Source organism: Gemmobacter lutimaris, from assembly GCF_003570715.1.
GTDB lineage: Bacteria > Pseudomonadota > Alphaproteobacteria > Rhodobacterales > Rhodobacteraceae > Gemmobacter > Gemmobacter lutimaris.
In genome coordinates this window covers 230,739-248,327 of sequence record NZ_QXXQ01000003.1, presented here as the reverse complement: position 1 = coordinate 248,327, position 17,589 = coordinate 230,739, and the positions used below count along the sequence as shown (strand labels likewise).

General features: G+C 65.3%; 23 protein-coding genes and 1 tRNA gene. 18 read left to right on the top strand and 6 right to left on the bottom strand.

Going from position 1 to position 17,589, the window contains the following annotated elements; translation table 11 throughout:
• Positions 1 to 97: 97 nt before the first annotated feature.
• The 15 genes from D2N39_RS07725 (at position 98) to D2N39_RS07655 (ending at position 10,713) form a co-directional block, all read left to right on the top strand.
• The gene (locus D2N39_RS07725; protein ID WP_119134194.1) at positions 98 to 844 is read left to right on the top strand and encodes a sulfite exporter TauE/SafE family protein; all 747 of its coding nucleotides are present in this window, start codon (positions 98 to 100) and stop codon (positions 842 to 844) included.
• Between the two features lie 112 nt (positions 845 to 956).
• Complete coding sequence (locus D2N39_RS07720; protein ID WP_119134344.1) at positions 957 to 1,820, top strand: HpcH/HpaI aldolase/citrate lyase family protein; 864 nt, start codon at positions 957 to 959, stop codon at positions 1,818 to 1,820.
• A gap of 39 nt (positions 1,821 to 1,859) precedes the next feature.
• Positions 1,860 to 2,402 (top strand): NnrU family protein, encoded by a 543-nt coding sequence (locus D2N39_RS07715; protein ID WP_119134193.1) that lies wholly within the window; start codon positions 1,860 to 1,862, stop codon positions 2,400 to 2,402.
• 4 nt (positions 2,403 to 2,406) lie between these two features.
• Positions 2,407 to 2,610 (top strand): DUF1737 domain-containing protein, encoded by a 204-nt coding sequence (locus D2N39_RS07710; RefSeq protein ID WP_054304065.1) that lies wholly within the window; start codon positions 2,407 to 2,409, stop codon positions 2,608 to 2,610.
• Positions 2,611 to 2,647: 37 nt separating this feature from the next.
• On the top strand, positions 2,648 to 3,679 hold the full coding sequence (locus tag D2N39_RS07705) for a MaoC family dehydratase (RefSeq protein ID WP_119134192.1): 1,032 nt from the start codon (positions 2,648 to 2,650) through the stop codon (positions 3,677 to 3,679).
• 284 nt (positions 3,680 to 3,963) lie between these two features.
• Entirely contained in the window at positions 3,964 to 4,347 is a 384-nt protein-coding gene (gene sdhC / locus D2N39_RS07700) for a succinate dehydrogenase, cytochrome b556 subunit (protein WP_119134191.1), read from the top strand.
• 10 nt (positions 4,348 to 4,357) lie between these two features.
• On the top strand, positions 4,358 to 4,729 hold the full coding sequence (gene sdhD, locus D2N39_RS07695; RefSeq protein WP_054304068.1) for a succinate dehydrogenase, hydrophobic membrane anchor protein: 372 nt from the start codon (positions 4,358 to 4,360) through the stop codon (positions 4,727 to 4,729).
• Between the two features lie 10 nt (positions 4,730 to 4,739).
• Positions 4,740 to 6,542 carry a succinate dehydrogenase flavoprotein subunit gene (sdhA, locus tag D2N39_RS07690; RefSeq protein ID WP_119134190.1) on the top strand — a complete coding sequence of 601 codons (1,803 nt, stop codon included), beginning with the start codon at positions 4,740 to 4,742 and terminating at the stop codon, positions 6,540 to 6,542.
• 134 nt (positions 6,543 to 6,676) lie between these two features.
• The gene (locus D2N39_RS07685; RefSeq protein ID WP_119134189.1) at positions 6,677 to 6,991 is read left to right on the top strand and encodes a hypothetical protein; all 315 of its coding nucleotides are present in this window, start codon (positions 6,677 to 6,679) and stop codon (positions 6,989 to 6,991) included.
• Positions 6,992 to 6,996: 5 nt separating this feature from the next.
• Entirely contained in the window at positions 6,997 to 7,284 is a 288-nt protein-coding gene (locus D2N39_RS07680) for a hypothetical protein (protein WP_119134343.1), read from the top strand.
• 3 nt (positions 7,285 to 7,287) lie between these two features.
• Positions 7,288 to 8,064, top strand: a complete 777-nt coding sequence (locus D2N39_RS07675) for a succinate dehydrogenase iron-sulfur subunit (protein WP_119134188.1) — start codon at positions 7,288 to 7,290, stop codon at positions 8,062 to 8,064.
• Positions 8,061 to 8,375 (top strand): hypothetical protein, encoded by a 315-nt coding sequence (locus tag D2N39_RS07670; protein ID WP_119134187.1) that lies wholly within the window; start codon positions 8,061 to 8,063, stop codon positions 8,373 to 8,375. The genes D2N39_RS07675 and D2N39_RS07670 overlap by 4 nt, the downstream gene beginning before the upstream one ends.
• Position 8,376: 1 nt before the next feature.
• Positions 8,377 to 9,567 carry an APC family permease gene (locus D2N39_RS07665; protein ID WP_119134186.1) on the top strand — a complete coding sequence of 397 codons (1,191 nt, stop codon included), beginning with the start codon at positions 8,377 to 8,379 and terminating at the stop codon, positions 9,565 to 9,567.
• A 3-nt stretch (positions 9,568 to 9,570) separates the two neighbouring features.
• On the top strand, positions 9,571 to 9,765 hold the full coding sequence (locus D2N39_RS07660) for a hypothetical protein (protein ID WP_119134185.1): 195 nt from the start codon (positions 9,571 to 9,573) through the stop codon (positions 9,763 to 9,765).
• A gap of 84 nt (positions 9,766 to 9,849) precedes the next feature.
• Positions 9,850 to 10,713, top strand: a complete 864-nt coding sequence (locus tag D2N39_RS07655; protein ID WP_119134184.1) for an urea carboxylase-associated family protein — start codon at positions 9,850 to 9,852, stop codon at positions 10,711 to 10,713.
• Positions 10,714 to 10,794: 81 nt separating this feature from the next.
• Here the strand turns inward: D2N39_RS07655 and D2N39_RS07650 are convergent, their stop codons facing one another.
• Positions 10,795 to 11,769 carry an aldo/keto reductase gene (locus D2N39_RS07650; RefSeq protein ID WP_119134183.1) on the bottom strand — a complete coding sequence of 325 codons (975 nt, stop codon included), beginning with the start codon at positions 11,767 to 11,769 and terminating at the stop codon, positions 10,795 to 10,797.
• Between the two features lie 53 nt (positions 11,770 to 11,822).
• Positions 11,823 to 13,142: a serine hydroxymethyltransferase gene (locus D2N39_RS07645; protein WP_119134342.1), complete on the bottom strand. Its 1,320-nt coding sequence runs from the start codon at positions 13,140 to 13,142 to the stop codon at positions 11,823 to 11,825.
• Positions 13,143 to 13,234: 92 nt separating this feature from the next.
• Here D2N39_RS07645 and D2N39_RS07640 point away from each other — a divergent pair, with 92 nt between their 5' ends.
• Positions 13,235 to 14,101, top strand: a complete 867-nt coding sequence (locus D2N39_RS07640) for a LysR family transcriptional regulator (protein ID WP_119134182.1) — start codon at positions 13,235 to 13,237, stop codon at positions 14,099 to 14,101.
• 71 nt (positions 14,102 to 14,172) lie between these two features.
• On the opposite strand, the gene deoD is transcribed toward D2N39_RS07640, so the two are convergent.
• The 4 genes from deoD to D2N39_RS07620 form a co-directional block, all read right to left on the bottom strand.
• Positions 14,173 to 14,877, bottom strand: a complete 705-nt coding sequence (deoD, locus tag D2N39_RS07635; RefSeq protein WP_119134181.1) for a purine-nucleoside phosphorylase — start codon at positions 14,875 to 14,877, stop codon at positions 14,173 to 14,175.
• Positions 14,878 to 14,953: 76 nt separating this feature from the next.
• Complete coding sequence (locus tag D2N39_RS07630; protein WP_158589792.1) at positions 14,954 to 15,325, bottom strand: DUF1127 domain-containing protein; 372 nt, start codon at positions 15,323 to 15,325, stop codon at positions 14,954 to 14,956.
• An 83-nt stretch (positions 15,326 to 15,408) separates the two neighbouring features.
• Positions 15,409 to 16,053, bottom strand: coding sequence for a GntR family transcriptional regulator (locus D2N39_RS07625; protein ID WP_119134179.1), 645 nt, complete (start codon positions 16,051 to 16,053; stop codon positions 15,409 to 15,411).
• A gap of 47 nt (positions 16,054 to 16,100) precedes the next feature.
• A complete protein-coding gene (locus D2N39_RS07620; RefSeq protein WP_119134178.1) occupies positions 16,101 to 16,793 on the bottom strand; it encodes a M48 family metallopeptidase in 693 nt (230 codons plus the stop codon).
• Positions 16,794 to 16,944: 151 nt separating this feature from the next.
• Between D2N39_RS07620 and D2N39_RS07615 the strand changes: the two genes are divergently transcribed.
• Both D2N39_RS07615 and D2N39_RS07610 read left to right on the top strand, forming a co-directional pair.
• Positions 16,945 to 17,280: a TIGR02300 family protein gene (locus D2N39_RS07615; protein ID WP_119134341.1), complete on the top strand. Its 336-nt coding sequence runs from the start codon at positions 16,945 to 16,947 to the stop codon at positions 17,278 to 17,280.
• A gap of 117 nt (positions 17,281 to 17,397) precedes the next feature.
• Positions 17,398 to 17,473, top strand: a tRNA-Ala gene (locus D2N39_RS07610).
• Positions 17,474 to 17,589: the final 116 nt, after the last annotated feature.

Sequence of the window (17,589 nt, the reverse complement as noted above, 5' to 3'; positions counted from 1 at the left end):
CGCAAGTTGTTTGCGCTAAAGGCTGCCGAAAGTTGCGCGACAATTGGCCCGAGTCGGCCGGAACAGGGTCGCCTACCGGGCGGCGGAGGCAGGGCAAGTGGAAGATCTGGCGTTTTGGGCGGCGGCCATTCCGGCCGCGATGCTGGTCGGCATGGGCAAGGGTGGTGTGCCGGTGGTCGCCATGCTGTCCGTGCCACTGATGAGTCTGGTGATGTCGCCGGTCATGGCGGCGGGGCTCCTGCTGCCGATTTATGTCGTCTCTGACATGTTCGGGCTCTACGCATATCGTCATGCTTTCGACAAACGGGTGCTGGCGATCATGGTGCCCGCAACAACGCTGGGCGTGGCGTTGGGGTGGGCCACGGCGCATCTGGTGCCGGAACGGATTGTCGGCGGCATCGTTGGTCTGGTCGGCGCGGTCTTTGCCGCCAACCTGCTGCTGCGCCGCCCGCGCGCGACCAATCCACAGCCCGCGAAAGTGGCCCCCGGCCTGTTCTGGGGCGCCGCTACAGGTTTCACCAGCTTCGTCAGCCATGCGGGCGCCCCGCCCTATCAGGTCTATGTCATGCCGCTGGGCCTGTCGAAAGCCGTGTTCGCGGGCACATCGACCATCCTTTTCGCCTATGTGAATGCCATCAAGCTGATCCCCTATTGGGCTTTGGGGCAAATCAACCTTGGCAACCTCAGGGTCACGCTGCTGATGGCGATTCCGGCTTCGGTGGCGGTGTTTGGCGGGGTCTGGCTGGTCCGGAGGCTGCCGGAGGCGCTGTTCTTCAGGCTGGTAACCTGGGCCTTGCTGGCACTGTCGCTGAAGCTGGTCTGGGGCGCTTTCCCGCTGAACTGAGCGCATGGCGCGGCTTTGCAGCAAGATTTTCTGCAATGCGGCAAATCGGGTCTTGCCGAATGTGCCGCAGATGTGGTCTTTGGCGAAAGAATCTTTCACGGGAGACTCGCCCATGACCGCCCGCCCCTGCCGCTCTGTCCTTTACATCCCCGGCTCGAAAGAGCGCGCACTGGAAAAGGCGCGCGGCCTTGCCACCGATGCGATCATCTTCGACCTGGAAGATGCCGTCGCGCCCGAGGAAAAGCCCGCCGCCCGCAAACTGCTGGCGCAGGTGCTGACCGATTGGGATTTTGGCCGCCGTATGCGGATCGTGCGGATCAACGGCTTTGATACCGAATGGGGCCGCGCTGATGCCGATGCGATGGATGAGGCCATCGCACGCGGGGCAAAGATCGACGCCATTCTGGTGCCCAAGGTGAACCGCGCCGCCGATCTGGATGCCGTGGCCGATGCCGTGCCGGGCGCCGATCTCTGGGCGATGATGGAAACCTGCGCCGGGATGCTGAACGCCGCCGAGATTGCCGCCCATCCGCGCCTCAAGGGCATGGTGATGGGCACCAATGACCTTGCCAAAGAGCTGAACAGCCGCTTCCGCCCCGACCGCCTGCCGATGCAGACCGGGCTGGGCCTTTGCCTGCTGGCGGGCCGCGCCCATGGCGTGACGCTGATCGACGGCGTTTACAACGCCTTCAAGGACGACGACGGGCTGCGCTTTGAATGCGAACAGGGTCGCGATCTGGGCTTTGACGGCAAAACGCTGATCCATCCGGCGCAGCTTGAGATCGCCAACGCCGCCTTTGCGCCGTCCGAGGCCGAACTGACCCTCGCCCGCCGCCAGATCGCCGCCTTTGACGAGGTGATGGCCCAGGGTGGTGGCGTCGCCGTGGTCGATGGCAAGATCGTGGAAAATCTCCATATCGTGACGGCGCGGGCCACCCTCGCCAAGGCCGATGCGATTGCGGCCATGGCAGAGTGATGCGAGTGTGAACCCGGTTCACATTCAACGGAGTCCCCCATGACCCTGCTCGCCCTTGGCCTGATCCTCTGGATCGCCGGCCATCTGTTCAAACGCCTTGCCCCTGATGCCCGTGCGGCGCTGGGGGACCGCGGGCGCGGCCTAGTCACGCTGGCTCTGCTGGCGGGTGTGGTGCTGATGGTGATCGGCTATCGCAGCACCGAAGGCGCCTTCTACTGGAGTCGCAGCCCGGCGCTGGTCGGCATCAACAACCTGCTGATGCTGATTTCGGTCTATCTGTTCGCCGCCGCAGGCATGAAAACGGCCATCGCCCGCCGCCTCCGGCACCCGATGCTGACCGGCGTGCTGCTGTGGTCCGCCGCGCATTTGCTGGTCAACGGCGACACCCCTTCCTTCCTTCTGTTCGGTGGCCTCGGCCTCTGGGCGCTGGCGGAGATAGTGGTGATCAACCGCGCCGGCCCATGGGTTCCACCCGCCGCCAAACCCGCGAAGTTCGAGGCCATGGCTGTCGTCGGCACGCTGATCGTCTATGGTGCCATCGCGGGCCTGCACTATGCGCTCGGCTATCCAGCTTTCGGGTGACCCCATGAAACTTTACCGCTTTCTCAGCGATGACGACACATCGGCCTTCTGCCACAAGGTGACCGCCGCCCTGAACAAGGGGTGGGAACTGCACGGCGCCCCCACCTATGCCTTCGACGCTGCACGCGGCGTGATGCGCTGCGGTCAGGCCGTGGTGAAAGAGGCCCCCGGCATCTACACGCCCGAAACCAAGCTCGGCGAGCATTGACCCGGCGGGACACCCCGCCGCAGCAGGAGAGCAGCGCATGAAAACCAATCCCGGCCGGTTCTTCGAGGATTACCGCATCGGCGAAACCATCACCCATGCCGTGCCCCGCACGGTTTCGGGTGGGGAGCGCGCGCTGTATCATGCGCTCTACCCCGCCCGGCATGCGCTGTATTCCTCCGATGAATTCGCCCGCGCCAGTGGCCTGAGCGCCAGCCCGATCGACGATCTGGTCGCCTTCCATGTGGTCTTCGGCAAAACCGTCCCCGACATCAGCCTGAACGCGGTGGCAAACCTCGGCTATGCCGAAGGCCGCTGGCTCGCCCCGGTTTACCCCGGCGATACGCTGCGGTCGGAATCCACGGTCATCGGGCTGAAAGAAAACTCCAACGGCAAGTCGGGTGTGGTCTATGTCCGCACCCGCGGGCTGAACCAGAACGGCGATTGTGTGCTGGAATATGTGCGCTGGGTCATGGTGCGGAAGAACCGGCTCGACGCGCCCGCGCCCGAAGCCGTGGTGCCCGAGCTGAAGAAAGCCCTCGCCCCCGCCGATCTGGTGATCCCGGCAGGCCTTGATTTCACCCGCTATGATTTCGCGCTGGCGGGCGAACCGCATCGCTGGGGCGACTATCAGGTCGGTGAACAGATCGACCATGTGGATGGGGTGACGATCGAGGAAGCCGAACACATGATTGCCACCCGCCTGTGGCAGAACACCGCCAAGGTGCATTTCGACGCCACCTTCCGCGACGATGGCAAACGCCTGATCTACGGCGGCCATATCATCAGCATGGCACGGGCGCTGTCCTTCAACGGCCTCGCCAATGCCCAGATGATCGTCGCGCTGAACGGCGGTGCGCATGCCAACCCCTGCTTCTCGGGCGATACGGTCAAGGCCTGGTCCGAGGTGCTGGACAAGGCCGATACCGATGCGCCGGGCGTCGGCGCGATCCGGCTGCGGTTGGTTGCGGTGAAACAGGGCGCGGCGCCCTTCGCGCTGAAGGGCGAGGACGGCAAATACGCGCCCGAAGTTCTGCTGGACCTCGATTACTGGGCGGTGATGCCGAAGTAAGCTGCGGCTTTATCTTGGCGAAATATCCCGGCGGACGTTGGGGAAGCGCCCCCTCCCGCGTCGGGATCAGAGGCACCGCCGAGTCGCCCTTGCCTGTGCGATTGCGTGATCACAGCTGAAAAAAACGTGATCACAAAGCGCAAATATTCGGGGTTGATAGCGGAAACGGCCCCCTAAACAGCCGATTGCCCGCGTGACTTGCGCGAAAAACGCGCTATTGAACAACAGGAAATCCTGCCAGTGCGCGACGCTCGGGCCGCGCCAAGCGACAGAGGGACAATACCATGGCCGAAGCAAAGCGGGTCGAGCGCCCCCTTTCCCCCCATCTGCAAATCTACCGTCCGCAACTGACCTCGATCACCTCAATCCTGACGCGGATCACCGGCAACGGGCTGATCGTCGGCACGCTGCTGGCGGTCTGGTGGCTGCTCGCCGCCGCCGTCAGCCCCGAATATTTCGCCTATGCCAATGCGGTGGCGACCTCGTGGTTCGGCGATCTGGTGTTCTTCCTGTCTGCCTGGGCGCTTTGGTATCACTACCTCGCCGGACTGCGGCACCTTTACTACGATGCGGGCAAGGGGCTCGACATCCCGACCGCCGAAAAGCTGGGCTGGGCCTGCGTCATCGGCTCGGTCGTCCTGACCGTCATTACCGTCATTCTGGTCTGAGGAGGCAGCCATGCGTTACCTGACCGCCCGCAAGCGCGCCGAAGGCAAGGGCGCCGCCCATACCGGCACCGAACACCACTGGTATATGCAGGTCTCGGCCGTGGGTCTGGCCTTCATGATCCCGGTCTGGATGTATATTTTCGGCTCGACGCTGGGCAAACCCTATGAAGAGGTGCTGGAAACCTTCTCGCATCCCTTCCCGGCCATCCTGACAGGCCTCGTTCTGTTCGTCGGCATGCGCCACTTCGCCAAGGGCGCGCAGATGATGATCGAGGACTATGCGCGCGGCAGCATGAAGAAGGGCCTGATCATGCTGGCGATTTCGATTTCCTACGCGGTGATCGCGGTGGGCTTCTACGCCCTCGCCAAGATCGCGCTCTGAGAGGCTGAAGATGACTGCTTATCCTTACGAAGTTCACGACTATGACGTCGTGGTGGTCGGTGCCGGTGGCGCCGGTCTGCGCGCCACGCTGGGGATGGCCGAACAAGGCCTGCGCACCGCCTGCGTGACCAAGGTGTTCCCGACCCGCAGCCACACCGTCGCGGCGCAGGGCGGCATCGCCGCCTCGCTGTCCAACATGGGCCCCGACAACTGGCAGTGGCACATGTATGACACCGTCAAGGGGTCGGACTGGCTGGGCGATACCGACGCGATGGAATACCTCGCCCGCGAAGCTCCGGCTGCGGTCTATGAACTGGAACATTACGGCGTTCCGTTCAGCCGCACCGAAGAAGGCAAGATCTACCAGCGCCCCTTCGGCGGCCATACGACCGAATTCGGCGAAGGCCCGCCGGTGCAGCGCACCTGCGCCGCAGCCGACCGCACCGGCCACGCCATCCTGCATACGCTCTATGGCCAGTCGCTGAAGAACAACGCGGAATTCTACATCGAATATTTCGCACTGGACCTGATCATCACTGACGGCCGTTGCACCGGCGTGGTGTGCTGGAAGCTGGATGACGGCACGATCCACGTCTTCAACGCCAAGATGACCGTGCTGGCGACCGGCGGTTACGGCCGCGCCTATTTCAGCGCGACCTCGGCCCATACCTGCACCGGCGACGGCGGCGGCATGGTGGCCCGCGCCGGTCTGCCGCTGCAAGACATGGAATTCGTGCAGTTCCACCCGACCGGGATTTACGGCTCGGGCTGCCTCATCACCGAAGGCGCGCGCGGCGAGGGTGGTTATCTCACCAACTCCAAGGGCGAACGCTTCATGGAGCGTTATGCCCCGCACTACAAGGATCTGGCGCCGCGCGATTACGTCTCGCGCTGCATGACGCTGGAAATCCGCGAAGGGCGCGGCGTGGGCGCCGAAGGCGACCATATCCACCTGCACCTGAACCACCTGCCGCCCGCCACCCTGGCGGAACGTCTGCCTGGCATCTCGGAATCGGCCAAGATCTTTGCCGGTGTGAACGTCAACAAGGAGCCGATCCCGGTTCTGCCGACCGTTCACTACAACATGGGCGGTATCCCGACGAACTACTGGGGCGAGGTGCTGAACCCGACCGCCGAGAACCCGGACGCCATCTTCCCCGGCCTGATGGCGGTGGGCGAGGCGGGCTGTGCTTCGGTGCATGGCGCGAACCGTCTGGGCTCGAACTCGCTGATCGACCTCGTGGTCTTCGGCCGCGCCGCCGCGATCCGCGCCGGTCAGATCGTCGATCCGAAAGAACGCATCGCCCCGGTGAACAAGGCCGAGGTGGACAAGGCCCTGACCCGCTTTGACAGCCTGCGCAACGCCAATGGCGGCACGCCGACGGCCGAGCTGCGGCTTGAGATGCAAAAGACCATGCAGGCCGACGCTGCGGTGTTCCGCACCGAAAAGACGCTGGCCGAGGGCGAGGCCAAGATGACCGCGATCGCTGCCAAGCTGGGCGATCTGAAGGTCACCGACCGCAGCCTTGTTTGGAACAGCGACCTGATGGAAACGCTGGAACTGACCAACCTGATGCCCAACGCGCTGGCCACGATCTACGGCGCGAATGCCCGCAAGGAAAGCCGCGGGGCGCATGCCCATGAGGACTATCCGAACCGCGACGACGCGAACTGGCGCAAGCACACGCTGGCCCATGTCGATGGCAATCAGGTGACGCTCAGCTACCGCGCGGTGCATGTCGATCCGCTGACGACCGAGGCGGAAGGCGGCATCAGCCTGAAGAAGATCGCCCCGGCGGAGCGCAAGTTCTGATGGCACGGGCGCGCGACCTCCCTCCCTGCCCGGACGGGCAGAGCGGCGGATTCCCGCGCGCCTCGCGGGCATGTGTCTCCCAACCGGCAGGCGGCGGGCTTAGGCTCGGCGCACCGACGGAACGGAGAAACACCATGCCCCGCCTTGCCCTCGCCTGCCTTCTGCTTGCCGCCGCCTGCTCGCCGCAGGCCATGGCCGATAACGTCTCCGCCCGTGCGGCGCGGTCGGTCGTGGTGCCGGTGATGCAGAACTACATGGCCGCCCCGCAGGCCGAAGCCGCCGCAGATTGCGTGATGGCCAATGCCAGCCCCGGCGAAATCCGGGCACTGGCGCGCGATGTCGGCACCCGCGCCGGCACGCTGACCGTGCAGAACGTGGCGACGATCCTGCGCCGCCCGGCCACTGCCGAATGCCTGCGCATGCGCGGCATCGGCCCGGTTGCGGGATGATGGCGATGCGGACCGCGCTGATCCTTCTCGCGTTTCTGGCCGCCTGCGGCCCGGTTTCGCGCGAAGCGGCAGAGCAGTCCTGCTTCCGGCAGGCGCAGCTTGCCGCCAAACCGCGCGGCGAAATTGCCATGGGCGCCACCAGCGATGGCCCCGTGGCACGCATGGAGCTTGAGGTCTCGTCCGACTATCTGGCCGGGCGTGACCCCGCGCAGCTTTATGAAAGCTGCGTCTACAGACAATCCGGGCAGTTGCCGTCGCAACCGCTCTACTCCCGTCCCGATTGGAGAAACTAGCCAATGGTTCAGTTCACCCTGCCAAAGAACTCCAAGGTCCGCACCGGCAAGACCTGGCCGAAGCCGGAAGGCAAGAACATCCGCAAGTTCCAGATCTACCGCTGGAACCCCGATGACGGGGAAAACCCGCGCGTCGATACCTATTTCCTTGATATGGACAAGTGCGGCCCGATGGTTCTGGACGCGCTGATCAAGATCAAGAACGAGGTCGATCCGACCCTGACCTTCCGCCGCTCCTGCCGCGAAGGGATCTGCGGTTCCTGCGCGATGAACATCGACGGGATCAACACGCTGGCCTGTATCTATGGTCTCGACGAGATCAAGGGCGACGTGAAGATCTACCCGCTGCCGCATATGCCGGTGGTGAAAGACCTGATCCCGGACCTGACGCATTTCTACGCCCAGCATGCCTCGATCATGCCATGGCTGGAAACCAAGACCAACACGCCGCAAAAGGAATGGCGGCAGTCGATCGAGGATCGCAAGAAGCTCGACGGTCTTTATGAATGCGTGATGTGCGCCTCCTGCTCCACCTCCTGCCCGAGCTACTGGTGGAACGGCGACAAATACCTCGGCCCGGCCGCGCTGCTGCACGCCTACCGCTGGATCATCGACTCGCGCGATGAAAACACCGGCGAGCGGCTGGACAATCTTGAAGACCCCTTCAAGCTGTATCGCTGCCACACCATCATGAACTGCGCCAAGACCTGCCCCAAGGGGCTGAATCCGGCGAAGGCGATTGCCGAGATCAAGAAGATGATGGTGGAACGCGCCGTATGACGGCGCCGGGCGACCACCAGCCCCTGCCACGCTTTGCATCGCCGGAGGAATTCGGCGATCTTTGCGCGGGTCTGGCAGACGCCCTGCATGCCAAGAACCGGATTGCGATGGGAGAATCGCAATTCGTCTGGCAGGTGGCCGATGCGTTGCGACGCCTTGGTCACTGTTTCGAGACGCATTACGCCAATCCGGCCGTCAAGGCCGCTTTCGGTGACGGCTGGACCTCAGGCACCCTCCCGCGCGAGGAACGCGCTGCGGCGCTGTTCGCGCTGATGTATCCGCCGCAGCCGGAAGGCCCCCCGAACAGATGACATGCGTGACGACCTGCTGATCCTTGCCGCTGCGGTGGCTGGTCTGGGGTTGCTGCTGTCCCCTGCCCTGCGCCGTGCGCCCCTGTGGCGGGCAACGGTCACGCCGCTGGCCTCGATCATCGGTTCAGGTTTTCTGGTGCTTGGCCCGATCCTGAATGCCAGCTACGGCATGTGGGCGCCGCTGGTCATGCTGGCGCTCTGCGCCGGGGCCTGGGGCTTCGGCGCCACGATCCGCAGCAATATCGCCCGGCTGGACAGGTCTGGCCCCTTCAACGGCCCCGCCGCGATGCTGGAACGCGCGGGCGGCTGGGCGCTGGCGTTTTCCTACATCGTCTCGGTCGCCTACTATCTCAACCTCTTCGGCGCCTTCGCACTCGGGCTGACGCCGTGGACCGATCCGGTCTTCGCCCGCAGCGTGACCACCGCTGTCTTCGCGCTGATCCTTGTCATCGGCTGGACCCGTGGCTTCACCGCACTGGAACGGGTGGAGCAATATTCGGTCAGCCTGAAGCTTGCCATTATCCTTGGCCTGCTGGTCGGATTGGCACTGTTCTTCGGCAGCAAGGCGCAGGCGGGCGACCTGATCCTGACACTGCCAAGCCTGTCGGGCTGGCAGGCGCTGACGCTTGGCTTCGGGCTGATCGTCACGGTGCAGGGGTTCGAGACCTCGCGCTATCTGGGCCGCGAGTATGACGCCGGCACCCGCATCCGCTCGATGAAACTCGCGCAACTGGCGGCAACGGCAATCTACATGGTCTATGTCCTGCTGCTGGTCTTCTCGCTGGCGCCGCCCGAAGGGGATCTTACAGAAACTGCGATCATCGACCTGATGGCGCAGGTTTCGCCCGTCCTGCCTGCCCTGCTGGTCGCGGCAGCACTGGCGGCCCAGTTCAGTGCGGCAGTGGCCGATACCGCCGGTGCGGGCGGTCTGGTGGTAGAGCAATCGGGACGCCGCATCCCGACCCGCGCCGCCTATGCGGTGCTGGTGCTGACCGGGATCGCGCTGACATGGGCAGCGGATGTGTTCCAGATCATCGCATGGGCCTCACGCGCCTTCGCGCTTTACTACGCCATCGAGGCAGCCATTGCCGCAATCAGCCTTTGGCCGCCCCGTCGGCCCGCCGCCATAGGCGCTGCCGCGCTGGCGGCACTTGGCCTTGCCATTGCCGTTTTCGGCCGTGCCGTGGAGTAGATCATGCCGCTTCTCCTGCTTCTCCTCGCCGTCGGGGTATTCGGCTATATGTGGCTCTCGCGCCGGAACAGCACGCTGACCCGGCAATGCCGCTGGCGCGAACACCGGGCCGAGGGGCTGTGGCGCTGCGCCGCCTGCGGGGCCACCTGCCAGCCCGCGAAGGGCGCCCCCCGCGATTGCCTGCGGCCGAAGGGCTGAGCCTTCGGATTCCCACATCCCATGCGCCCCTTGACCCGTCACGCTGGGCAAAGCAACCTGCCGCCACCGCGCAGGAGACCCCGAATGAAGCCCGCCCAGCCAGACCACGCCGCCCCCGCCGATGCCCAGACCCGCCGTGCCATCACGCCGGTGATTTGCTATCCGCCGGAAACCCTGCCGCGCCCCGATCTGGCCGCCTGTCGCGCCGCCCGCGACGGATGGGAGCGTGTGACCGAAGTTCTGATACCCGCCCGCGAGGCGCGCTGTTTCGAGGTGCCCGCCGGGCATTTCTTCCGCATCCGCAGCGTCGAGGGGCCGCAGGTCGGTGACCTGAACCTGTGGAACGCCGCCAATCTGGCCGAGCGGTTCTATTCCGGCAAGACCCGCGCGCTGCATGGCACGCATCTTTCCACCGGCGACCGGATGTGGACCAGCCATCCCTACCTGCGCCCGATGGCCACGATTACCGATGACACGCTGGACTGGTATGGGTTCGACGCTTTCGGCGGCTCGGTCCATGACGTGATTGGCACGCGCTGCGACCCCTACACCCACAACCTGCTGAGCCACGGCGGACAGTATCACCATTGCTGCCATTCCAACCTGACCCGCGCGCTGGCCGATGCCCGCGGCCTGACGCTTGCCGAGGCCGAGGGTCATGTGCATGACGTGCTGAACGTCTTCATGTGCACCGGCTTCACCCGCGACAGCGGGCAGTATTTCATGAAAGCCTCGCCGGTGCGGCCGGGTGATTATCTGGAGTTCTTTGCTGAAATCGACCTGCTGGGCGGCCTGTCGGCCTGTCCGGGGGGCGATTGTTCGTCCGAACATTCGTCAGACACCGCCACCTGCCATCCGCTGCTGGTGGAGGTCTTCCGGCCCAAGGCCCCACCCGCAGGGTGGAGCAGCCCGCCGGTCAACGGCTACGACCGCAGTCACGGGCAGTAAGGGTGGCGGGGGGCTGTCTGCCCCCCAACCGCCTTCGGCGGTTCCCCCCGAGGATATTTTCGGACAGAAAATGTCTGCGTTTCAGCAATAGCGTTCGATGGCCAGAAGCTGATGATCGCCGTAGCGGTCGCCGGCGGCGAAGCCTGCGGGCAGCAGGGTGTCTATCTCGGCGCGGTCGACGGTTGTCAGCGCGGGCAGCGGCAGCCATTCGCGCAGCCGGTCCGCCCGGCGGGTGCCGGGGATCGGCAGCACATGGTCGCCCGCGCCCATGGCCCAGGCCAACGCCGCGGCTGGCACCGACCAGCCGCGCGCCTTGCACCAGTCACGGAAAGGCGCGATCCGGGCGAGGTTACGGCTGAAGTTCGGATCCATGAAGCGCGGGTTCTGCACCCGGAACCCGTCCTGCACCTGATCGAGCCCCAGCGGGGTCGCACCCAGCATGCCGCGCGCCAGCGGCGAGAAGGCGACGAACGCCGTTCCCAGCCGCGCGCATTCCTGGATCAGGCCAAGCTCCGGCTGGCGGCTCCACAGGGAATATTCGTTCTGGACAGCGGTGCAGGGATGGATCGCATGCGCCGCGCGCAGCGTCTCGGGCGCGACCTCCGACAGGCCATAGCCGCCGATCTTGCCTTCGGCTTCCAAGGATTGCAGCGTGCCGATCACCTCGTCCAGCGGGCGGGCCTGTTCGCGGCGGTGGATATAGAACAGGTCCACCCGTTCCACGCCCAGTCGCTTCAGCGAAGCCTCAAGTTCCGTGCGCAGGTGACCCGCGGAATTGTCGATGCTACGCGGCGGGCCGTTCACGATACTGGCCTTAGTGGCGATTACCACATCGGGCCGGCGGGAGGCGAGCCATTTGCCGATGACCGTCTCGCTGACACCCATGCCGTATATATTGGCGGTGTCGATGAAATTGATGCCAGCCTCAACCATGGCGTCGAGACAGGCGAGGCTTTCCGTCTCGGTTGTCGGGCCGAAAATGCCGCCGAAGGACATGGCGCCGAGGCCGATGGCCGAAACCATCGGCCCCCGCGATCCGAGTTTGCGCATTTGCATGAGGAGGTCCTTTCTCAAAGGGGACCGCAGTCAACACGCGCGAATCGGATCGTTCAAGGGTGGATGTAGTGAACCCCGGTGAATTTTTTCCGCAATTCGGCCGTGCGGGGGGCCAGCGCAGCCGGGTCATTGCCGCGCAGCGCCCCTGCGATCAGCGCGGCCAGCGCGGGGGCATCGGCGGGGGTGACACCCCGGCGCACCAGTTCGGGCGTGCCAATGCGCAGACCGTTCAGATCGCCCGGCACCTCCGGCAGTGGCAGGCCGATACCGCAGGCGAGGAAGCCCGCCTCGCGCAGCACTTTCGACGCCGCCTGACCGCCGCCGAAAACTGCCGCCTCCATGGCGAACTGGTGGCTTTGGGTGACACCCCGCGCTGCACCGAAAACCGGCAGGCCCTGCGCCGCCAGTTCGCCCGCCAACGCGCGGCTGAGGTCAACCATCGCCTGCGCATAGGCCGCACCGAAATCGCGCCAGTCCAGCAGGCTGATGGCCAGCGCCGCCGATTTGGCGGCATCAAAATTCGCGGTCATGCCGGGGAAGGCGATATGGTCCAGCCGCTCGGCGATTTCGGCGTCATTGGTCACGATCAAGCCGCCCGCCGGGCCACCGAGGCTTTTGTAAGTGCTCATGGTCATCAGATGCGCGCCTTCGGCCAAGGGGTTGGCCCAGACACCGCCTGCGATGATGCCGCATTGATGCGCCGCGTCGAACAGCACCTTCGCCCCCACCCGGTCGGCAATCGCGCGGATTTCGCGCACCGGATGCGGGAACAGGTTCAGGCTGCCACCGATGGTAATGATCTTCGGCTTCACGCGCAGCGCCAGCGCCTCCAGTGCGTCCAGATCAACGGTGTAGCCATCGGCATTCACCGGCGCAGCATGGGTGTGAAGGCCATAAAGCCCGGCGCAACCCGCCTTGTGATGGGTCACATGCCCCCCCACCGAAGACGGCGGTGCGATGATCGCATCGCCGGGCTGCGCCAGCGCCATGAAGCCATAGAGATTGGCCAGTGCGCCCGAGGCCACGCGGATTTCGGCATGGGTCGCGCCAAAGACCTGCGCCGCGAGTTCGGCGGCGATGACCTCGATTTCCTCAATCGCTTCCAACCCCATTTCGTATTTGTCGCCCGGATAGCCCAGCGAGGGACGCGAGCCGAGGCCCCGCGCCAGCGCCGCCTCGGCCTTCGGGTTCATCACATTGGTTGCGGGGTTCAGGTTGAAGCATTCCGCGTCATGGATGGCGCTGTTGCGGGCAATCAGCGCCTCGATCCGGTCGGCCACCACATCCGAAGGTGCACTGACGGCCGTGGCGAGGCGTTGCACATGGTCCTCGCAGGCGGCGGGAACCCAGGGGCGGCGGGCAAGGTGGGGCATGGCGATCTCCTTTTGACGCAGCAAAGCGCAGGAGTTCCTTGCGGGCAAACCAGTTTTGCGAAAATCTAGGGTGAGAAAATCTGAGCCTCTTCATGCCCGTCGCCCCACCCCGCCCCACCGACCTGCCGCTGACCGCCCTGCGCGCCTTCGAGGCCGCCGCGCGGCTGGGCGGTTTTTCGGCGGCGGCACAGGAACTCGGCGTGACCCCCGGCGCGGTAACAGCGCATGTCAAGGCGCTGGAGGCGCGACTGGCTGCGAGGTTGTTCATACGCGGGCCGAAAGGCGTGGAACTGACCGCGCTTGGTGCGCGTGTGCTGCCCGAATTCACCACCGCTTTCGATGCGCTTGGGCTGGCCGTGCACCACCTGCGGGCCGAGTCAGCACCGAAGATCGTGCATATCGCCACCCTGCCCGCGCTGGCCCAACTGTGGCTGTCGCCCCGGCTGCCGGGGCTTCGGGCGCAGATGCCGGGTGTCGAAATCTCGATCACCGCGATGGAGGCGCCGCCCAACCTGAAACGCGCACCCTATGACCTGAGCCTGTTTCCGGGACGGGAAGGCCGGTTGGTGGCAGAGGAAGACATCTTCCCGGTTTGCGCGCCGCAACTTGCGGCACGGCTGACACGACCCGAGGATCTGGCGGTCCTACCCTGTCTGATCGACAGCGCCTGGGCGGAAGACTGGCAGGACTGGGCCGCCGTCGCGATGCCTCGAGCCGCCTTTCGCCCGCGTGGCCCGGTGTTTTCGCTGTATGCGCTGGCGGTGGAAGAGGCGGCAAATGGCGCCGGTGTGCTGATGGCGCATGGATCGCTGGTCGCCGGGCATCTGGCGCGCGGTCAACTGGTGGCCCCGCTGCCGCAGCGGGTGCGCCTGCCCATGGCGCTGCGCCTGTGGTCTGCGCGGCCGCTGAAGGCCGGCCACCCGGCAGAGCGGGTCGCGCGGGCCCTGTTGGCGCCCTGAGGCACCAGCCCCGCGCAAATTCCTTCCTCAAGGAATTTGCAAGAGTTTTAAGGAAAACTCTTGCGTCGCGCTCAGGCGAAGGCGGCGGTCAGGGCGATGTCAACCATATCGCCGAAGCTCTGCTCACGCTGGTCGGAGGGCAGCGCCTCATGCGTCAGCAGGTGGTCCGAGATGGTCAGCACTGCCAGCGCGCGGCGGCCATAGCGGGCGGCAAGGGTGTAAAGCTCCGCCGCTTCCATCTCGACAGCCAGCACACCATGGCGCTGCATCTGTTCGTTCAGGTCTGGCCGTTCGTCATAGAAGGTATCCGAGGAATAGATCTGCCCGGCATGCAGACCGATCCCCTTGCCCTGCCCGGCGTCCCACGCCGCCTTCAGCAGGCTGAAATCGGCGGTCGGCGCGTAGTTCAGCTCGCGGAACATGGTGCTGGAAGGCGTAGCGGTGGTGCAGGCCGACATCGCCAGCACCACGTCGCGCACCTTCACCTGTGGCTGCATCCCCCCGGCCGAGCCGATGCGGATCAGCGTCTGCGCCCCGTAATCGCGGATCAGCTCGTTAACGTAGATTGACAGCGACGGCATGCCCATGCCGGTGCCGTGGATCGTCACGCGATGCCCGTTCCAGGTGCCGGTATAGGCCAGCATCCCGCGCACTTCGTTCACCAGAACGGCATCCTTCAGAAAGGTCTGCGCGGCCCAGCGGGCGCGATAGGGATCGCCCGGAAGCAGAACGGTTTCGGCGATGTCGCCGGGTTTGGCACCGATATGGATGGTCATGCACGTTTCTCCTGTCGTCCCCGGACTATAGCCCAGGACGCGACAAGGGAAAGACCCCGCACACCGTGCCGCTGGCTCAGGCGGCGCGGGCGGCCTTCATCGCGGCACGGTCCGCATAGTCACGGGCATTGGGACAGAAACCGCAATTCTCCGGGCGGCTTTCATCGGCATGGGTCAGGGTATCTGCGCATTGGCGCCGCGCCCCGCAATGGCCACAGGTCTGCACCATATCGAGGTAGGTGGCATATTCCCGGCGGACCTCATCCAGACTAAGCCCGAAGATACCGGCCATGGTGGCCATGCGCTGTTCGGTGTCGGCGGGAGCGCTGGCGAAATCGAGGATCTGGTCACGGGTCATGCCCAGATCAGCCAGATCGCGTTCAGACATCGCGCCGATTTCCTGCAAGGCACGCCAGCGGGCAAAAAGGGTAAGCAGACGTTCACGCATCGAGGCCTCCATTCCGGGTTTGTCCCATCATACGCCCAAGCCCCGGAAAGCGACTTGATCAGGGTCAAGTCTGCCTGTGCCCGTCAGCTGGCAAGGTGGCGCAGGCCCTGCGTCACATCGGTGCGCACCGCCAGCCGCAGCGCCGGTTCATCACCCGCACGCAGGGCGGCAAGGATCATGCGGTGGTGTTGCGGCGGCTCGTTCCTGCGCAGGCGCGAATACAGCGCCCGCATGGTCGGCCCCAGTTGCAGCCACACCGTCTCCAGCATGGCCAGCATGGCGGGCGCCTGTGCCCGCAGGTAAAGTGTGCGATGAAATTCCAGATTCGTGCGGATATAGGCGACCGAATCCTGCCGGGCCACCGCCTCGGCATTGGCGGCGTTGATCGTCGCAAGCCGGTCAATCAGCGCGAAATGGGCACGCGGCAGGGCGCGGGCGGCCAGCTCCGGTTCCAGCAGCGCGCGAATGGCCGCCAGTTCCTCGATCCTTTCCGGGCCAAGCTCGGGGGTTGCCACGCGACCCGACGACGACAGCGTCAACGCCCCTTCCGCCACCAGACGCCGCACCGCCTCACGCGCGGGCGTCATCGACACGCCGTATTGCTTGCCAAGGCCCCGCAGCGTCAGCGCCTGACCGGGGGCAAGTTCGCCGTGCATCACTTGCGTGCGCAGGCTGCGGTAAAGCCGCTCATGGGCGGCGGCGGCGTCGCTGGGTCGGGGCGTCTGCATGGTGATGCCAGCGAAACACCGGCGCGGGGCCGGGGTCAAGACCCCGCTCAGAAGCGATAGGCGTGCAGGGCCTGCCCTTCGGTCTTCAACCAGCGTCGCGGGGCCTGATAGGCCGGACAAAGCCGCGCCACATGCGCCCAGAACGCGGCGGAGTGGTTCATCTCGGCCAGGTGAGCCACCTCATGTGCCGCAACGTAATCCAGCACCACCGGCGGCGCGAGGATCAGCCGCCATGAATACATCAGCCGCCCGTCATGGGTGCAGCTGCCCCAGCGCGATCTGGTATCGCGCAGGGTGAGGCTGCGATACGGCCGTCCCAGCCGCCCGGCATGCAGGTCAGAGGCGGCCGCCAGCCGGTCGCGTGCCTGATGCTTCAGCCAGGCGGCCAGCCGCTGCGGCAGTTGCGCCTCGTCTCCGGGCACAAGCAGCGAATCACCTTCTAGGCGCAAGATGCGCCCCGAACCGGGCCGCAGCACCCGCATCTGCCCCTCGACCGGCACCAGAGTGCCGAATCGGATCTCCTGCCCCTCGGGAACAGTACTCAGCGCGCGGCGGATCCAGCCTTCCTGCGCGCGGGCGAAGGCCAGCGCATCCGCCTCGCGCGCGCGCGGCGGCAACGACAGCGTGACCCGACCGTCAAGCCGCGACACGCGCAATGAAAACCGCCGCGCGCGGGGTGAACGGCGCAATGTTATCTCCACCGGAGGCAGGGCGGGGTCAGAGCTGGGCAGAAGTGGCATGGATGCCTCTTGATTTTCCGGGGAAGGATAGCCAGATGGCCGCAGGGCGCAACCTTGGCAAAAGGTTTTGACAGCGCCGCCTCGCTATGGCATGGGCCAGCATTCGCTGGTTCCGCCAGCCGCCCTTATGGCCAGTTTCAAGGGAAATACCATGCCCAATGAAGAATGGGGGACGAAGCGCCTCTGCCCGACCACCGGGAAGCGCTTTTACGACCTGAACCGGACGCCGATCGTCAGCCCCTACACGGGCGAGATCGTGGATATTGAAAGCGCACGCCGCAAGCTTGCCGCCTCGACCGTCTCGCGCGGCACGCCCGAGAAGGATGACGATACGCTGGTGGACGATCTGGACACCGATGACGATCTGCTGGAAGCCGGCGTCGGCAATGACGACGATCTGGACGATGATCTGCTGGAAGACGACGCCGACGACAATGTGTCGCTGGACGAGCTGGCCGATGTGGCCGGAGACGAGGAAGACGTCTGAAAAATCGGTGCGGAGGGATGAATTTTCCACTTGCAGCCCTCCGCGCCATCCCATAGATAGCCCGCATCGACGCGGTTCGGTCGCCCAGATCGAAAGCAAAACGCGAAGATACCCGGTGGGGTCATAGCTCAGATGGGAGAGCGCTTGAATGGCATTCAAGAGGTCGGGAGTTCGATCCTCCCTGGCTCCACCAAATACTTATTAGACTTAGCACAGCAAGAACCCTGCCATTTGGCGGGGTTTGCCGTTTCAAGGCAACGCGTTTGGGGGCCGGGATGATACCGCCCTTGCGGGATACCTGTGATCCGG

Coding starts and splice junctions, on each gene's coding strand:
- D2N39_RS07720 (WP_119134344.1), top strand. CDS start 957: ATGACCGCCCGCCCCTGCCGCTCTGTCCTTTACATCCCCGGCTCGAAA.
- D2N39_RS07715 (WP_119134193.1), top strand. CDS start 1,860: ATGACCCTGCTCGCCCTTGGCCTGATCCTCTGGATCGCCGGCCATCTG.
- D2N39_RS07710 (WP_054304065.1), top strand. CDS start 2,407: ATGAAACTTTACCGCTTTCTCAGCGATGACGACACATCGGCCTTCTGC.
- D2N39_RS07705 (WP_119134192.1), top strand. CDS start 2,648: ATGAAAACCAATCCCGGCCGGTTCTTCGAGGATTACCGCATCGGCGAA.
- sdhC (WP_119134191.1), top strand. CDS start 3,964: ATGGCCGAAGCAAAGCGGGTCGAGCGCCCCCTTTCCCCCCATCTGCAA.
- sdhD (WP_054304068.1), top strand. CDS start 4,358: ATGCGTTACCTGACCGCCCGCAAGCGCGCCGAAGGCAAGGGCGCCGCC.
- sdhA (WP_119134190.1), top strand. CDS start 4,740: ATGACTGCTTATCCTTACGAAGTTCACGACTATGACGTCGTGGTGGTC.
- D2N39_RS07685 (WP_119134189.1), top strand. CDS start 6,677: ATGCCCCGCCTTGCCCTCGCCTGCCTTCTGCTTGCCGCCGCCTGCTCG.
- D2N39_RS07680 (WP_119134343.1), top strand. CDS start 6,997: ATGCGGACCGCGCTGATCCTTCTCGCGTTTCTGGCCGCCTGCGGCCCG.
- D2N39_RS07675 (WP_119134188.1), top strand. CDS start 7,288: ATGGTTCAGTTCACCCTGCCAAAGAACTCCAAGGTCCGCACCGGCAAG.
- D2N39_RS07670 (WP_119134187.1), top strand. CDS start 8,061: ATGACGGCGCCGGGCGACCACCAGCCCCTGCCACGCTTTGCATCGCCG.
- D2N39_RS07665 (WP_119134186.1), top strand. CDS start 8,377: ATGCGTGACGACCTGCTGATCCTTGCCGCTGCGGTGGCTGGTCTGGGG.
- D2N39_RS07660 (WP_119134185.1), top strand. CDS start 9,571: ATGCCGCTTCTCCTGCTTCTCCTCGCCGTCGGGGTATTCGGCTATATG.
- D2N39_RS07655 (WP_119134184.1), top strand. CDS start 9,850: ATGAAGCCCGCCCAGCCAGACCACGCCGCCCCCGCCGATGCCCAGACC.
- D2N39_RS07650 (WP_119134183.1), bottom strand. CDS start 11,769: ATGCAAATGCGCAAACTCGGATCGCGGGGGCCGATGGTTTCGGCCATC.
- D2N39_RS07645 (WP_119134342.1), bottom strand. CDS start 13,142: ATGCCCCACCTTGCCCGCCGCCCCTGGGTTCCCGCCGCCTGCGAGGAC.
- D2N39_RS07640 (WP_119134182.1), top strand. CDS start 13,235: ATGCCCGTCGCCCCACCCCGCCCCACCGACCTGCCGCTGACCGCCCTG.
- deoD (WP_119134181.1), bottom strand. CDS start 14,877: ATGACCATCCATATCGGTGCCAAACCCGGCGACATCGCCGAAACCGTT.
- D2N39_RS07630 (WP_158589792.1), bottom strand. CDS start 15,325: ATGCGTGAACGTCTGCTTACCCTTTTTGCCCGCTGGCGTGCCTTGCAG.
- D2N39_RS07625 (WP_119134179.1), bottom strand. CDS start 16,053: ATGCAGACGCCCCGACCCAGCGACGCCGCCGCCGCCCATGAGCGGCTT.
- D2N39_RS07620 (WP_119134178.1), bottom strand. CDS start 16,793: ATGCCACTTCTGCCCAGCTCTGACCCCGCCCTGCCTCCGGTGGAGATA.
- D2N39_RS07615 (WP_119134341.1), top strand. CDS start 16,945: ATGCCCAATGAAGAATGGGGGACGAAGCGCCTCTGCCCGACCACCGGG.